Origin of the sequence: Paractinoplanes lichenicola (genome assembly GCF_016785085.1) — a bacterium.
Lineage (GTDB): Bacteria > Actinomycetota > Actinomycetes > Mycobacteriales > Micromonosporaceae > Actinoplanes > Actinoplanes lichenicola.
In genome coordinates this window covers 558,458-572,365 of the sequence record NZ_JAENHO010000002.1, presented here as the reverse complement: position 1 = coordinate 572,365, position 13,908 = coordinate 558,458, and the positions used below count along the sequence as shown (strand labels likewise).

The window sequence follows — 13,908 nt, the reverse complement described above, 5'->3', positions numbered from 1 at the left end:
AACAAGAAGGAAACCTGCCCGAATGAACAGCGTGTGCTCCGTCCCCTGCCCTCGCCGATCCGGCTCCGGACGTGCAAGGCTGTCTTCTTGAACTACGAGAACGGGCGGTAATCCGGCATGGGCATGGTCAAGGTCGTAGGCCTGGTGCTGCACCCGCGGCGCGACTGCGGATCGGCGATAGACGCGATCGTGAACTGGGCCGAGCGCCGCAACGTCACCGTGCTGGGCCTGCACGACGAGATCGACCGGATCGACTGCGAGGCCGTCGCGGTCACCGCGGAAGAGATGGCCGAGCGGGCGGGCCTGCTGGTCAGCCTGGGCGGCGACGGCACGATGCTGCGCACCATGCGCCTCGTCGAGGGCCGCAAGACCCCGGTGCTGGGCGTCAACGTGGGCCGCCTGGGCTTCCTGGCCGAGGTCGACCTGCCCGACCTGCCCGACGCGCTCACCGCGATCGACGAGCACAAGTTCACCATCGAAGCCCGTACGGCGGTGCGGACCGTGCTGCCCGACGGCAAGGACGTCTCCGCCTTCAACGACATCGCCATGGTGCGCGTGCCCGGCGAGGGGCTGGCCGCGATCGGCATCTGCCTCGAGGGCAAGAATTTCGTCAGCTACGCGGCCGACGCCGTGGTCGTGGCCACCCCGACCGGCTCGACGGCGTACAGCTTCTCGGCCGGCGGCCCGATCGTCTCGCCCAACGTCGAGGGCCTGATCGTCACCGCCTCGGCCGCGCACTCGTCGTTCAACCGCCCGCTCGTGCTGGCCATGCAGGAGCAGCTCGACCTCGACGTGCTGCCGACCAGCGGCCGGCTCGCGATCGAGGTCGACGGCATCATCGAGGGCTACGCGGGGCCGGGCGACAAGCTGTCCATCGAGCCGATCCCGTCGGCCGCCCAGGTGATCCGCCTCGGCAACACGAGCTTCTACGAGCGGGCCCGGCGCAAGCTGCGCGTCGAGGGCAGCGCCCAGGTCGGCGTGCCCGACGCGGCCGACGCCGTGGTGGTCGACGCCTTCGAGCGGCGGCGCTACGAGCTGCTGATCGGCGGCGAGGTGGCCGGCGTGCTGCACTACCGCCGCCACGGCGACCAGATCGAGCTGCTGCACACCGAGGTCGAGCAGTCGTTCTCGGGCCGGGGCCTGGCCGGCCGGCTCGCCTCGGCCGCCCTCGAGGACGCCCGCAGCCGCGCCACCCCCGTCGTTGCGTCCTGCCCCTTCGTCACCGGATATCTCGACCGTCACCCCGAGTTCGCCGACCTGCTGGCCACCCCGACTGCGGATAGCTGAGGTAACTGCCATGGGCCACCCCGCGATCCTGACCGTCGACGACGACCCCGCGGTCTCCCGGGCCATCGCCCGCGACCTGCGCCGTCGTTACGGCGACCAGTACCGCATCCTGCGCGCGTCGTCGGCCACCGAGGCCCTCGACGCCCTCAAGGAGCTCAAGCTGCGCGGCGGCCGCGTGGCCGTCATGCTCGCCGACTACCGGATGCCCCAGACCAACGGCATCGAATTCCTGGAGCAGGCGATGGACCTGTTCCCCAACGCGCGGCGGGCGCTGCTGACGGCGTACGCCGACACCGACGCCGCGATCCAGGCCATCAACGTGGTCGACGTCGACCACTATCTGCTCAAGCCGTGGGACCCGCCGGAGGAGAAGCTCTACCCGGTCATCGACGCGCTGCTCGACGCCTGGCAGGCCACCGGCGACCGCGAGATGGAGGACATCCGGGTCGTCGGCCACCGCTGGAGCGAGCCGTCGTACGAGATCCGCGACTTCCTCGCCCGCAACCTGGTGCCGTACAGGTGGCTCGGCGCCGACGAGTCCGAGGGCCGGCGCCTGCTCGAGGCGGCCGGGGTCGGTCCCGAGTCGATCCCGCTGGTGGTGACGGCCGACGGGCGCACGTTCGCGCAGCCCAGCACGACCGAGGTGGCCGAGGCGGTCGGGCTGTCGACCGCGCCCGGCCGCGATTTCTACGACCTGATCATCGTGGGCGGCGGCCCGGCCGGGCTCGGCGCCGCGGTCTACGGCGCCTCCGAGGGCCTCAAGACGCTGCTGGTCGAGCGGCGCGCGGTCGGTGGCCAGGCCGGCCAGAGCTCGCGCATCGAAAACTATCTGGGCTTCCCCGACGGCATCTCGGGCGCCCAGCTGACCGACCGGGCCCGCCGGCAGGCCGGCAAGTTCTCGGCCGAGGTGCTGACCACGCGCGACGTGACGGGCCTGCGGCAGGACGGCTCGGCCCGCACGTTGAGCTTCGCCGACGGCGGCGAGATCTCGGCCCACTCGATCGTGCTGGCCACCGGTGTGGCGTACCGGCCGCTGGTGGCCGACGGGATCGCCGAGCTGACCGGCTCGGGCGTCTACTACGGCTCGGCGTCGACCGAGGGCCCGTCCTGCGCCGGCACCGACGTCTACATCGTGGGCGGGGCGAACTCGGCCGGGCAGGCGGCGCTGTTCTTCTCCCGGTACGCCCGGACGGTCACGCTGCTGGTGCGGGGCGACTCGCTCGAGGCCTCGATGTCGTACTACCTGATCCAGCAGCTCAACAAGATCGACAACATCAAGGTCCGTACGCGATGTGAAGTGATCGGGGCGCAGGGCGACGGGCACCTGCAGGCGATCACGATCTGCGACAGCAAAGAGGGCCAGAGCACCACGGTCGAATGCGGTTACCTGTTCGTCTTCATCGGCGCCGAACCGCGTACGGACTGGCTGGGCAACGCGGTCGCCCGCGACGAGAAGGGCTTCGTCTACACCGGGCCGGATCTTCTCTCAAATGGCACCCGTCCGAAGGGATGGGATCGGGAGCGGGATCCGTTCTACTTGGAGTGCAGTGTTCCCGGCATTTTCGCCGCCGGCGACGTCCGGGCCAACTCCGTGAAGCGAGTGGCCTCGGCGGTCGGCGAGGGCGCGATGGCCGTCACGCTGGTCCATCGTTACCTGGAGGCGCGGTAAGCCATGAGTGACACAACCGACGAGGTCCGGCTCGTTCCCTGTGAGCCGGGACAGCTCAGCCCGGACGAGCTGCGCACCCTCTTCCTGTTCGAGAAGCTGACCGACGACCAGCTGGCCTGGATCTCGGAGCACGGCTGCACGATGCACATGCCGGCCGGCGGCACGGTGATCCGCGAGGGCGACCCCGCCGACCAGTTCTTCGTGCTGCTCACCGGCACGATCGAGCTCACCCGCAAGGTCGGCCAGGACGAGGTGCGGACCAATCGCACCGAGCAGCGCGGCGTCTACATGGGCGCCACCAACGCCTATCTGCGCGACGACGGCGTTCAGCGCAACTACATGATGAGCCTGCGTGCGCTCGACGACAGCGACTTCTTCGTGCTGTCCGCCAACGACTTCGGCTGGATGATGCGCGAGTGGTTCCCGATGGCGATCCACCTGCTCGAGGGCTTGACGATCGGCATGCGCAACACCCAGGCCGCGGTCAGCGAGCGGCAGCGGCTGACGGCGCTCGGCGCGCTCTCGGCCGGTCTCATGCACGAGCTCAACAACCCGGCCGCGGCCGCCTCCCGGGCCACCGCCGCGCTGCGTCAGCGGGTTGCCGGCATGCGGCACAAGCTGGCCATGCTGGCCGCGGGCAAGGTCGACCCGGAGCGCCTGGTCGCGCTGGTCGAGCTGCAGGAGGACGTGATCGAGCGGGCGGCCAAGGCGAAGCCGCTGACCGCGATGGAGACGGCCGACCGCGAGGACGAGCTCGGCGACTGGATGGACGAGCGCAACGTCACCGGCGGCTGGGACCTGGCGCCCGTCTTCGCCCAGGGCGGCATCGACATCGAGTGCCTCACCCTGATCGAGGAGCGGGTCGGCACGCAGAAGCTGCTCGACCAGGCGATCCACTGGATCGGGTACGCGCTGGAGACCGAGCAGCTGATGACCGATATCGAGGACGCCACCGGCCGGGTGTCGTCGCTGGTGTCCGCGGCGAAGCAGTATTCGCAGATGGACCGGGCGGCCCACCAGTGGATCGACGTGCACACCGGCCTCGACAGCACGCTGGTGATGCTGACCCACAAGATCGGTGACGGGGTCAAGGTCGTGAAGGACTACGACCGTACGCTCCCGCAGGTGCCGGCCCACCCGGCCGAGCTCAACCAGGTGTGGACCAACCTGATCGACAACGCGGTGCAGGCCATGCACGGCGCCGGCACGGTGACGATCAAGACGTATCGCGAGGACGACCACGTGGTCGTGTCGATCGGCGACACCGGTCCGGGCGTGCCCGAGGAGCTCAAGAAGCGCGTCTTCGAGCCGTTCTTCACGACCAAGCCGGTGGGCGAGGGCACGGGCCTGGGCCTGGACATCTCGTACCGGATCGTGGTCAACGGGCACGGTGGCGACATCAAGCTCGACTCGAAGCCGGGCGACACCAAGTTCCTCGTACGGCTGCCGCTGACCGAGCCGTCCTCCGCTTAGTGCTCAGGGGGCGGGTTGCCCCCGCCCCCTGAGAATCACAAAAGCCCGCGGACGTACGCGGCCTGACCCGCGTGCTGCGCGTCGTCGTCATAGACGCTGATCAGCCGCACGCCGAGCGTGACGGGCGGGTCCCAGTTGTCGTCGACCACCCTGTCCAGGTCCGCCTCGGAGAGCCCGGCGAGCCAGGCCACCGTACGGTCGTGGACCGCCTGGTAATAGTCGAGCAGCACCTGGGCGCTCTCCGGAGCCACCGCCGCCACCTCGGACGCGCCGTGGCCGTAGCCGGTCTCGGTCGCGTCCTTCAGGCCGAACCTCGCCGCCCAATCACCGGCGGCGTAGATCTGCTCGACATCCATCACCTCGGCCACGTGGTCGTCCTGCACCCGGGTCAGGTGCCAGACCAGCCAGCCGATCGAGTTCGCCCCGTCGGCGGGCTGCCACCGCAGCTGCTCGGGGGTGAGCCCCTTGACGGCCGTCTCCACGAGCTCGGGGAGACGCCCGAAGGCCTCGGTCAGTACGCCCTTGGCGTCCATCTGCCTACTCCGCTCCGTTCGGCTGGACCTGCTGGTTCTGCACGTCGCCGTTGTTCTGCGTCGTGCCGTCCTGCGTCGTACCGTCCTGCGTCGTGCCGTCCTGAGTCTGCTCGTCCGCCGGCGCTTCGGTGGGCGTGCCGGTCTCCGTGCCGTCGGTCTGCTGCGGCTCGGGCGACTCGGCGGGCGCCGTCGGCGTGCCGGTCGGCGTGCCGGTGCCGGTCGGCTCGCCGGTCGGTTCCCCGGTCGGGTCGGCCGTCGGCTGCGTGGACGTCGCCGGGGCGGGCTTCTCGTCCGAGTCCGAGCCGTTGTCGCCCTTGAACGCGGATCCCAGGGTCGTGCTGGAGCTGGTCCGGTGTCCGACCGCGTCCGCGATCGAACGCTGGGCGATCAGCTCGTACACCGTCAGGCTGCCCATGGCCAGCACGAACAGCAGGCCGGCGGCGGCCGTGATCCGGCCCCAGCGCATCTTGACCGGCCGCCGCTCGGCGACGGGCTCCTCGGAGGGCAACTCCTCCTCGGCGGCCGCGACCGGCGGGGTGCCGACGGCGGCGGGCGCGGTCACGAACGTCTTGATCTTTTCGCTGCCCCGGGTCATGAACCGGTGATAGAGCTCCGTTCCGACCGAGCCGATGATGCTGGCCACGGCCGCGCCGATGAGAGTGCCGGCGACGCCTAGGAAGGAACCGACAACCGCGGCGGAGACCGCGGCCAGGGTTCCTGCGATGGTCTTGGGGATGTCGATGCCGGACAAGATCTTGGCCGGTGCGTGCTCGGTCATGTCCTCCTTGCCTCTGCCCTCTTGTGGTGACTGTCAGGCCTTGGCCTTCTCCCTACGCTCGATCGCTAAACCCCGGCGATCGGCCCAGACCTCGCGCAGCGGACGCACGACGATGCCCTCCTCGGCCATGCGCCGCCGGGCCAGCCTGCGCGTTCGCAGAATTCCGGCCACCCCGACGATCATGAATATGTATTGCACCGACATGGCCACTTTGAAGTCGGTGATGTCATACGTCGTGCCGCCGCCGGTGCGCGCGTCGAGGATCAGGCCGATCAGTTCGATCGACAGCAGCGACGCGACGAAGCCGCCGACGTTGACGACCCCGGTGGCCGTGCCGAGGCGGCTCGGCGGGTTGAACGTGCGGGCGTAGTCGAAGCCGATCATCGAGCCCGGGCCACCCAGACCCAGCGCCACGATCAGCACCACCAGCACCGGCATCGGCGCGTGGCCGGGCCAGGCCAGCACCAGGCCCCAGCCGCCCGCGTTGGCCGCGATCACCCCCAGCACCAGCCACGACCGGCGCAGCGGATGCCGTTGCACGAGCAGCCCGACCAGCGGGCCGGCCGCCATGCCGACCAGCACGAACAGGGTGAGCAGGGCGCTCGCCGTCTCCTGGGGCAGGCCCTGCCCGGCGATCAGGAACGGGAAGCCCCACATCAGCGCGAAGACCGTGCCGGTGAACTGGGTGGTGAAGTGCGTCCACAGCCCGAGCCGGGTGCCCGGGTGCCGCCACGCGCCGCTCAGGTCGTGCCCGACCTGCCGCAGGGTGATCGCGGCGCCGGTGTTGATCCGCCGTTCCGGGGTGTCGTGCAGCGCCAGGAAAGCGGCCACCGCGACGAAGACCCCGGCGCCCGCGGTGGCGAGGAACGCGGTGCTCCAGCCCGGCCCGGCCAGCAGGGCAGCCAGCGGCACGGCCGAGAGCACCTGCCCGGCCTGCCCGGCGAGACCGGTGACCTGGGTCAGCACCGGCACCCGCTTGGCCGGGAACCACTGCGGCACCAGGCGCAACACGCTGATGAAGGTCATCGCGTCGCCCGCGCCGACCAGGACGCGGGCCAGCACGGCGCCGCCGACGTGATCGGTGGTCGCCATGATCGCCTGACCGGCCGCCATCAGCACACCGCCGCTGACCACCAGCCGCAGCGAGCCGAACCGATCGAGCAGCAGCCCGACCGGCACCTGGAGGCCGGCGTAGACGAGCAGTTGCAGCACGGCGAACGAGGCCAGGGCTCCGGCTCCGATGCCGAAGCGGTGCTGCGCGTCCAGCCCGGCCACGCCGAGCGAGGTGCGGTGCAGCACTGCGACGATGTATGCGGCGAGGCCGACGGCCCAGACCGCCCAAGCCCTTGCTGAGGGACGCAGGGGCACGGGGTCGCCTTTCGCTCGCTGTCTTGCGCTTTCCGCGTCCACTTTTCTCCGGTTGTGTCGTGGTCACAACCGATCGCGGCCCAGACCACACGTGGGTCCCGTCACTGATCGTTTTCGCAGGTAGTCAAGCCGATTTCCGCGATTCGGCCAGGTTGTGATCACCATTACGACCCGGAACAAACCCGGCCGCCGGCGACTTGTCGCCGAATATGCGCGCTGAACTCTCCCCTGGTGAACTCCTGCCCGCAGGACGCCGCCTCCGCATCGTCCTCGTGCTGGGTTTTCTCACCGCGCTCGGGCCGCTGACGATCGACATGTACCTCCCGGCGCTCCCGACGATCACCACCGACCTGCAGAGCACCGAGGCCGCCGTGCAGCTGACGCTGACCGGCACCCTGCTCGGCCTCGCCCTCGGGCAGCTGCTGGTCGGTCCGCTCTCCGATGCCATCGGGCGCCGCCTGCCGCTGCTGGCCGGCGTCGGCGTGCACGTGCTGGCCTCCGTCCTCTGCGTCGTGGCGCCCAACCTGGCCGTGCTCGGCACCCTGCGGGTGCTGCAGGGCCTGGGCGCCGCGGCCGCCTCGGTCGTCGCCATGGCGATCGTCCGTGACCTGTTCAGCGGGCTCGCCGCGGCCAAGCTGTTCTCGCGCCTGATGCTGGTCGTCGGCGTGGCCCCGATCCTCGCGCCCACCATCGGCGGCGTGGTGCTCAACTGGACCTCGTGGCGCGGCGTCTTCGTCGTGCTGACCGTGGCCGCGATCGCCATCATGACGGCGACCGCGCTGTTCCTGCCCGAGACGCTGCCCGTCGAGCGGCGGCGCAACGGCGGCGTGACCGGCACCCTGCGCGACTACGGGCGGTTGTTCACCGACCGGGCGTACGTGGGCCTGATCCTGGTCGCCGCCCTCGCGTTCTCGGCCCTCTTCGCGTACGTCTCCGGCAGCTCCTTCGTGTTTCAGGAGGAGTACGGGATGAGCGAGCAGCAGTTCGCGTACGTCTTCGCCGGCGGTGCGGTCGGGCTGATCGGCGCCACGCAGTTCAACGTGCGCCTGCTCCGCCGCTGGCAGCCCGTGCAGATCCTGGGTGGCGCGCTGGTCGCGGGGGCGGTGTTCGGCGCGATCTTCCTGCTCTTCGCGATCACCGGCTTCGGCGGGCTGGCCGGCGTGCTGATCCCGCTGTGGCTGGTGCTGGCCACCGTCGGCCTGGCCATGCCGAACGCTCCCGCGCTGGCCCTGTCGCGGCACGGTGAGGCCGCCGGAACAGCGGCCGCGCTGCTGGGTGCGGTGCAGTTCGGGGTGGGCGCGCTCGCGGCGCCGCTGGTCGGCGTGCTCGGCAACAGCGCCCTGGCCATGGCGATCGTGGTGGCGGGCACGATGATCGCCTCGGTCGCGGTGCTCTGGGTGGTCGTCCGGCCCGGCCGCCTTCCAGTCGACGAGTCGGCCGAACCCGTGATGGCCGTCGCACACTGAGTAATCCGGCCCGCCGGTGGGGTAGAAGCGCGCCATGCGTGAACACAACCCCCGCCGGTGGGCCTGGCTCGGCGTCCTGGTCATCGGTCTTGCTCTGTACGCCGTGGTGCTGCGGACCCTGGTCCACACACAGAACCCCAACTTCGTGCCGGCCCTGATCCTGCTCGGCGCGACCGTCGTCCCGCTCTCGTTCCTCACGTTCGCCCAGGCCCGTACGGGGAAATGGCAGGTGCCCGCCTCGGCGCTGGCGATCGCCGCGTTCTTCGGCGGGGTGATCGGCATCGTGGTGGCCGGCACGCTCGAGTACGACACCCTGCGCGGGCTCGGCGTGCTGCCGATGGTGCTGGTCGCGGTCATCGAGGAGTCGGCCAAACTGATCGTGCCGCTGATCCTGCTGCTCACGATCATGTCGCGGCACGAGCGCCGGCTGCCCTCCGACGGCCTGATCATCGGCGTCGCGTCCGGCATGGGCTTCGCGGCGCTGGAGACCATGGGCTACGGCTTCACGGCCCTGCTCGCGTCGGGCGGCAACGTCGGCAGCGTCGAGCAAACCCTGTTCGTCAGGGGCCTGACCGCTCCCGCCGGCCACACCGCCTGGACCGGTCTCACCGCGGGCGCGCTGTGGGCCCTGATCGCGGCCCCGAACACCCGGCGCGTGCTCGCGTTCCTCGCCACCTTCGCCGGCGCGGTGGTGCTGCACACCTGCTGGGACACCTTCTCGAATCCGGTCGCGTACGTGATCCTGGCCGTCCTCAGCCTGGGCTGGCTCTTCCTGGCCCTGCGCCACTACCGCACCTTTGCCGAGCGCTCCGAAGGGGCAGTGCTGCGGCCGCTGACGATCTAGTCTTCGCCGCATGCGCAGCCCGACTCAGCCCTCGGTCGACGCCGACGACATCGCCGAGATCGTCCGTGACGGTCTCGGCCTCGGGGTGTCCTCGCCCGCCTCGTCTTCGCCCGCCCTGTCTTCGCCCGCTTTGTCTTCGCCCGCCGTCGAACTCAGTGGGGGCGGGTTCGCCGCAGTCTGGCGAGCCACGCTGACCGACGGACGCGAAGTGGTGATCAAGGTGGGGCCGCCGCCGGCGGCCCGCTTGCTCTCGTACGAGGCGGGACTGCTCCCGGCCGAGGTCGAGTACTACGGCCTGGTTCGCGGCCGGGCCCCCGTGCCGGAGGTGCTCGCCTCCTCCTTCTCCCTGGCTCGCGACCCGGAGGTGCGCCCCTCCTCAGACTGGATCATCTCGACGCTGCTGCCCGGCCGTCCGCTGACCGAGGGCGACTCCGTTCTGGCGCGGCGTCAGCTCGGGGCGGCCATCGCCCGCGTGCACGAGATCACCGGCCCGCACTTCGGCTACACCGGCGACCGGCCCTCGGCCGCCGACTGGCCCACTGCCTTCGCCGCGATCCTGGATTCGCTACGGGCCGACGCCGCCGAGTGGAACGTGCCCCTGCCTCCGCTGGACGGGCTGGTCGCCCGGCATCACCGCCTGCTGGCCACGGTCACCCGGCCCGCGCTGCTGCACTTCGACCTGTGGGACGGCAACGTGCTGGTCGCGCCGGACGGGTCGCTGAGCGGCCTGGTCGACGGCGAGCGCTACCTGTACGGCGACCCGCTGCTCGACTTCGTCTCCCCGGCCCTGTTCCAGCGGATCACGCCCGCACACCCGTTCGCCGCCGGTTACGGCGTCACCGACTTCACGCCCGAGGAGCAGACGCGGATCGCGCTCTACCGCGTGCACCTCTACGTGCTGATGCTGGCCGAGCAGCCGAGCCGGGGCATGCCGCTGACCGGCGGACGGCACGACCACGTGACGAAGCTGCTCGAGGCCGAACTGGAGGAGCTGTGATCACCTGGGTCGACTCCTCGGATTCGCTCTTCGCGCCCGTGGCCGCGCTGTTCGACGAATATCGGGTGCACTACGGCTTCCCGTCCGCCCCGCACGACACGCAGGCCTGGCTGACCGAGCAGGTCACGTCGGGCCGGTTCGCGGTTGCGGCGGCGCTCGACTCCGAGACCGTACGGGGCTTCGTCACCACCGCCGTGCTGCCCGCGTCGCTCACCCTGGGCACGGCCTGGCTGGTGCGCGACCTCTTCGTGCCGCCCCGGGCCCGGCGCCGCGGCGTGGCCCGCGCCCTGCTGGCCCACGTGGTCACCGCGGCCCGAACGGCCGGCGCCCGGCGCGTCTCCCTGCAGACCGAGACCGACAACGAACCGGCCCTGACCCTCTACGCCGCGGCCGGCTTCCACCCGGTCACCGGCCTCGACATGCTCAACCTCCCCCTCAACTGACCCTCTTGATCAGCGCCTCCTCGGCCTCGGCCGGGAACGGGTCGTCCACCGGCCCGCCGCGCGCGACGTCCCACGCCAGCACGTCCACTGCCGTCTCCCGCAGCGGCCGCGTCACCAGCCCGTGCTTGCGCGCCAGCTCCCCGTCCACCAGGTTGGCCGCGGCCGCCGCCGGGTCGCCGATCCACATCGGCACGCCCATCCACGGGTCGACCCCCGCATCCAGCAACGCCTCGCTCGACACCCACAGCAGCTCGGCCGGCACGGTCACCGGGCAGGCCTCGACCAGCTCGCGCATCGTGCAGGGCCGCCCCACGACGTTGCAGACCCCGGCCGCCTCCGTCGCGACAAGCCAGCCACCCAGATCCCGTACGTCGATCAACTGCATCGGATCCTCCGGCGCCCCCGGCACAAGCACCTGACCGCCGCGCGCCATCCGCCGGGGCCAGTGCGGAAACCTCTCCGTCGGGTCGTGCGGCCCCACGATCAGCCCCGGCCGGGCGAGCAGGGCCCGCTCGCCGAACCCGTCGAGGACCACCCGCTCGCAGCGCGCCTTGCGGCCCCCGTACGAGTCTTCGTCGAGCACCGGGGAGCTCTCGTCGGCCGGGACGCTCTGATCGGCGTACACGGAAACCGACGAGACGAAGACGTAACGCCCCACGCTGCCCTCGAGCGCGGCCACCGACCTGCCGACAACCTCGGGCTGATAACCCGCGCAGTCGACGACTGTGTCGAAGACGCGGCCGCTCAGCGCGAACAGGTCGGCCGTGCGGTCACCGACAACCGTCTCCGCCTCGGGATAAAGATGCGGAGCGGTGCGGCCGCGGTTGAACAGGGTCACCTCATGACCGGCGGCGAGCGCGGCGTCGACCACAGCCCGGCCGACGAACCGGGTGCCACCGAGAACGAGCAGACGCATGGTTTTGAGGCCTTTCGAGAAGCAGCACCGGGCCGTGCACGTCGCCGTGCCGGTTGACGCGCCGCCCGCCGATGGCGCCCCGGCCGTGCCGGCCCGGATCGCCGCCGTAGGTGCGGACAGCGACCCGATACTAACGACGCTGCAACATGATCCACCGGTTGTCCACAATGCAAAGTTATCCACAGGCCCACCCGCAAAGATCGCCCCGACCTGCGAAAATAGAGTTCGAGGGCGGGGGTCCCCCTTGGTTAGGGCGGGCCCTGTTCTTGATCAGTTGGGGTGGCGATCTTGGCAGGGCTCGGGTGGGTGTGCGTGGGGTTCGGGTGGGTGTGCGGGTGAGTCGGCACGTCACGTCATCGAATTAGTCGGGCCGGCCGAAGGCGCCGATCTCGGCACGGTAGATCGCTATGACCAGCACTCCCACCGCGGCGGCCGGGAGCGGGGCGCGGCCGGCGTCGGCGAGACCGGTCAGCGCGGCAGCCGGCACAAACATGAGCACCCGGCGACCACATTGATCAGCGGCGACCCTCGTATCGAGGAGTCCGCCGGCGGCCTGGTTCAGCCGAGGTCCTGAGCCAGCCAGCCCGGGGAGTCGAAGCGTACGGGTTGCGGGCCGGCCAGGGCGACGAGGTGCTGCTCCAGCGCCGCCAGCTCGGCCTCCCCGATCTTGGCGGCCCAGTCGTCGCGGAGCCGCTCGAAGATGGCCTCGCCTGTACGCATGATCTCGAAGCCCAGCGGCGTGACCTCGAGGCGTTTGCGGCGGGCGTCGCGCGGGTCGGGCCCGGTCGCCACCCAGCCCCGCTCCTGCAGCACCGCGATCGTGCGGGCCGCCGACTGCTTCGTGATCGTGAGGCGGCGGCCCAGTTCCGAGGCCGTGTCGGCGCCGGCCGCGATCGAGCGCATGGCGAAGTCGTGCACCGGTCGGACGTCCTCGTAGCCGCGCGAGGCCAGTTCCGCGGTCGCGGAGTCGACGAGCGTACGGAAGCCGCCGAGGAGCAGCAGGGCGAGGTCGGCACCGGAACGTGACATGCGCATCAGATTACGGCAGCTCTTGGCAATCGACAGGCTAGCTGTCTATCTTGGGATCGAGAAAGACAGTCAGACTGTCGAAAAGGAGAGGTCATGAAGGGCAAGATCAACGGCACGACGCTGCACTACCTGGAAGCGGGCACCGAGGGAGAGCCGATCCTGCTGGTCCACGGCTTCCCCGAGACCTCGTACGCCTTCCACGACGTGATCCCCTTGCTCGCCGAGCACCATCGCGTCTTCGCCGTCGACCTGCGCGGCTTCGGCGACTCCGACCCGGGCGACAACGACAGCGCCACCGCCGCCGAGGATCTGCACCAGCTGATCGGCCACCTGGGGGTCGGCCCGGTGCACCTCGCGGGCCAGGACATCGCCGGCGGCGCGGTCTACCGGCTGGCCGCCACCCACCCCGAGGACGTCCGCAGCCTGATCGCGGTCGAAATGGGCCTGGCCGGCTACGGGCTGGAGGCGCTGGCCGACTTCACGCACGGCGGCGCGTGGCACATCGGCGTGCTGGCCGCGCCCGGCGTGCCCGAGATGCTGCTGGCCGGTCACGAGCGCGAGTTCTTGAAGTATCTGCTGCCGGGCGACGTCGAGGAGTTCGCCCGCAGCTATTCACGCCCCGGCGGCTGGCGTGGGGCCGCCGGTCTCTACCGCTCGATGCTGCGCGAGGGCGACGAGCTGCGGGCCCTGCCGGCCCTGGAGATGCCCGTGCTGGCGGTGAACGCATTCACCATCGCCACCATGAGGCAGGTGGCCGCGAAGGTCACCGAGGTGGAGCTGGACGGCGTGGGCCACTACGTCGCGCTCGAGGCTCCCGAACGCCTGGCCCACGCCGTCCTCGACTTCACCCGAGGTTCTTGATCTTTTCCTGGATGCGCTCGCGCCGCTGCTCCAGCGTGTCGATGATCGCGTCGTTCTCGGCGATCCCGGTCAGCGTGGTCGCGATCTCCTCCGGCTCGATATATCCCTCGGAGGTGTCGGTGTCCTGCCCGCGACGCGCTTGGGCGTCACCCCCGACGCGGCGCAGCTCGGCAATCTCCGCCTCGACGTCCTTGAGTTCCTGACGCAGCTGGTCGGCCGTGATCTCATCGCTCATCCAGCCATC

15 protein-coding genes are annotated in these 13,908 nt (G+C 70.7%); 8 read left to right on the top strand and 7 right to left on the bottom strand.

Annotated elements, in window-relative coordinates; translation table 11 throughout:
- Positions 1-123 precede the first annotated feature (123 nt).
- Genes JKJ07_RS07195 through JKJ07_RS07185 form a run of 3 tightly spaced genes read left to right on the top strand, consistent with a single transcriptional unit; the run spans position 124 to position 4,429 of the window.
- A complete protein-coding gene (locus tag JKJ07_RS07195; RefSeq protein ID WP_236028457.1) occupies positions 124-1,287 on the top strand; it encodes an NAD(+)/NADH kinase in 1,164 nt (387 codons plus the stop codon).
- Between the two features lie 10 nt (positions 1,288-1,297).
- On the top strand, positions 1,298-2,956 hold the full coding sequence (locus tag JKJ07_RS07190) for an NAD(P)/FAD-dependent oxidoreductase (protein WP_202990434.1): 1,659 nt from the start codon (positions 1,298-1,300) through the stop codon (positions 2,954-2,956).
- 3 nt (positions 2,957-2,959) lie between these two features.
- Positions 2,960-4,429 (top strand): ATP-binding protein, encoded by a 1,470-nt coding sequence (locus tag JKJ07_RS07185; protein WP_202990433.1) that lies wholly within the window; start codon positions 2,960-2,962, stop codon positions 4,427-4,429.
- A 35-nt stretch (positions 4,430-4,464) separates the two neighbouring features.
- On the opposite strand, the gene JKJ07_RS07180 is transcribed toward JKJ07_RS07185, so the two are convergent.
- The 3 genes from JKJ07_RS07180 to JKJ07_RS07170 are packed head-to-tail and all read right to left on the bottom strand — an operon-like array spanning position 4,465 to position 7,108.
- Positions 4,465-4,962: a mycothiol transferase gene (locus JKJ07_RS07180; protein ID WP_202990432.1), complete on the bottom strand. Its 498-nt coding sequence runs from the start codon at positions 4,960-4,962 to the stop codon at positions 4,465-4,467.
- Between the two features lie 4 nt (positions 4,963-4,966).
- A complete protein-coding gene (locus JKJ07_RS07175) occupies positions 4,967-5,740 on the bottom strand; it encodes a hypothetical protein (RefSeq protein WP_202990431.1) in 774 nt (257 codons plus the stop codon).
- A gap of 33 nt (positions 5,741-5,773) precedes the next feature.
- Positions 5,774-7,108, bottom strand: a complete 1,335-nt coding sequence (locus tag JKJ07_RS07170) for an MFS transporter (protein ID WP_202990430.1) — start codon at positions 7,106-7,108, stop codon at positions 5,774-5,776.
- A gap of 209 nt (positions 7,109-7,317) precedes the next feature.
- Here JKJ07_RS07170 and JKJ07_RS07165 point away from each other — a divergent pair, with 209 nt between their 5' ends.
- From JKJ07_RS07165 to JKJ07_RS07150, 4 genes are read left to right on the top strand one after another with little or no spacing between them, the layout of a single operon-like run.
- Positions 7,318-8,574 (top strand): multidrug effflux MFS transporter, encoded by a 1,257-nt coding sequence (locus tag JKJ07_RS07165; RefSeq protein ID WP_202990429.1) that lies wholly within the window; start codon positions 7,318-7,320, stop codon positions 8,572-8,574.
- A 34-nt stretch (positions 8,575-8,608) separates the two neighbouring features.
- Positions 8,609-9,418, top strand: a complete 810-nt coding sequence (locus JKJ07_RS07160; protein ID WP_202990428.1) for a PrsW family intramembrane metalloprotease — start codon at positions 8,609-8,611, stop codon at positions 9,416-9,418.
- Between the two features lie 10 nt (positions 9,419-9,428).
- Entirely contained in the window at positions 9,429-10,415 is a 987-nt protein-coding gene (locus JKJ07_RS07155; RefSeq protein WP_202990427.1) for a phosphotransferase family protein, read from the top strand.
- Positions 10,412-10,858 carry a GNAT family N-acetyltransferase gene (locus JKJ07_RS07150; protein WP_202990426.1) on the top strand — a complete coding sequence of 149 codons (447 nt, stop codon included), beginning with the start codon at positions 10,412-10,414 and terminating at the stop codon, positions 10,856-10,858. The genes JKJ07_RS07155 and JKJ07_RS07150 overlap by 4 nt, the downstream gene beginning before the upstream one ends.
- Here the strand turns inward: JKJ07_RS07150 and JKJ07_RS07145 are convergent.
- The 3 genes from JKJ07_RS07145 to JKJ07_RS07135 form a co-directional block, all read right to left on the bottom strand.
- Positions 10,851-11,774 carry an NAD-dependent epimerase/dehydratase family protein gene (locus tag JKJ07_RS07145; protein ID WP_202990425.1) on the bottom strand — a complete coding sequence of 308 codons (924 nt, stop codon included), beginning with the start codon at positions 11,772-11,774 and terminating at the stop codon, positions 10,851-10,853. The genes JKJ07_RS07150 and JKJ07_RS07145 overlap by 8 nt on opposite strands.
- A gap of 361 nt (positions 11,775-12,135) precedes the next feature.
- Entirely contained in the window at positions 12,136-12,273 is a 138-nt protein-coding gene (locus tag JKJ07_RS07140) for a hypothetical protein (RefSeq protein ID WP_202990424.1), read from the bottom strand.
- A 59-nt stretch (positions 12,274-12,332) separates the two neighbouring features.
- On the bottom strand, positions 12,333-12,803 hold the full coding sequence (locus JKJ07_RS07135; protein ID WP_202990423.1) for a MarR family winged helix-turn-helix transcriptional regulator: 471 nt from the start codon (positions 12,801-12,803) through the stop codon (positions 12,333-12,335).
- Between the two features lie 93 nt (positions 12,804-12,896).
- Between JKJ07_RS07135 and JKJ07_RS07130 the strand changes: the two genes are divergently transcribed.
- Positions 12,897-13,664, top strand: coding sequence for an alpha/beta fold hydrolase (locus JKJ07_RS07130; RefSeq protein ID WP_202990422.1), 768 nt, complete (start codon positions 12,897-12,899; stop codon positions 13,662-13,664).
- Here the strand turns inward: JKJ07_RS07130 and JKJ07_RS07125 are convergent.
- Positions 13,648-13,899, bottom strand: a complete 252-nt coding sequence (locus JKJ07_RS07125; RefSeq protein WP_202990421.1) for a hypothetical protein — start codon at positions 13,897-13,899, stop codon at positions 13,648-13,650. The genes JKJ07_RS07130 and JKJ07_RS07125 overlap by 17 nt on opposite strands.
- Positions 13,900-13,908: the final 9 nt, after the last annotated feature.

Bases quoted from the DNA above. Each gene is read 5' to 3' on its own strand.
- JKJ07_RS07195 (WP_236028457.1), top strand. From the start codon at position 124: ATGGTCAAGGTCGTAGGCCTGGTGCTGCACCCGCGGCGCGACTGCGGA.
- JKJ07_RS07190 (WP_202990434.1), top strand. From the start codon at position 1,298: ATGGGCCACCCCGCGATCCTGACCGTCGACGACGACCCCGCGGTCTCC.
- JKJ07_RS07185 (WP_202990433.1), top strand. From the start codon at position 2,960: ATGAGTGACACAACCGACGAGGTCCGGCTCGTTCCCTGTGAGCCGGGA.
- JKJ07_RS07180 (WP_202990432.1), bottom strand. From the start codon at position 4,962: ATGGACGCCAAGGGCGTACTGACCGAGGCCTTCGGGCGTCTCCCCGAG.
- JKJ07_RS07175 (WP_202990431.1), bottom strand. From the start codon at position 5,740: ATGACCGAGCACGCACCGGCCAAGATCTTGTCCGGCATCGACATCCCC.
- JKJ07_RS07165 (WP_202990429.1), top strand. From the start codon at position 7,318: ATGCGCGCTGAACTCTCCCCTGGTGAACTCCTGCCCGCAGGACGCCGC.
- JKJ07_RS07160 (WP_202990428.1), top strand. From the start codon at position 8,609: ATGCGTGAACACAACCCCCGCCGGTGGGCCTGGCTCGGCGTCCTGGTC.
- JKJ07_RS07155 (WP_202990427.1), top strand. From the start codon at position 9,429: ATGCGCAGCCCGACTCAGCCCTCGGTCGACGCCGACGACATCGCCGAG.
- JKJ07_RS07145 (WP_202990425.1), bottom strand. From the start codon at position 11,774: ATGCGTCTGCTCGTTCTCGGTGGCACCCGGTTCGTCGGCCGGGCTGTG.
- JKJ07_RS07135 (WP_202990423.1), bottom strand. From the start codon at position 12,803: ATGTCACGTTCCGGTGCCGACCTCGCCCTGCTGCTCCTCGGCGGCTTC.
- JKJ07_RS07130 (WP_202990422.1), top strand. From the start codon at position 12,897: ATGAAGGGCAAGATCAACGGCACGACGCTGCACTACCTGGAAGCGGGC.
- JKJ07_RS07125 (WP_202990421.1), bottom strand. From the start codon at position 13,899: ATGAGCGATGAGATCACGGCCGACCAGCTGCGTCAGGAACTCAAGGAC.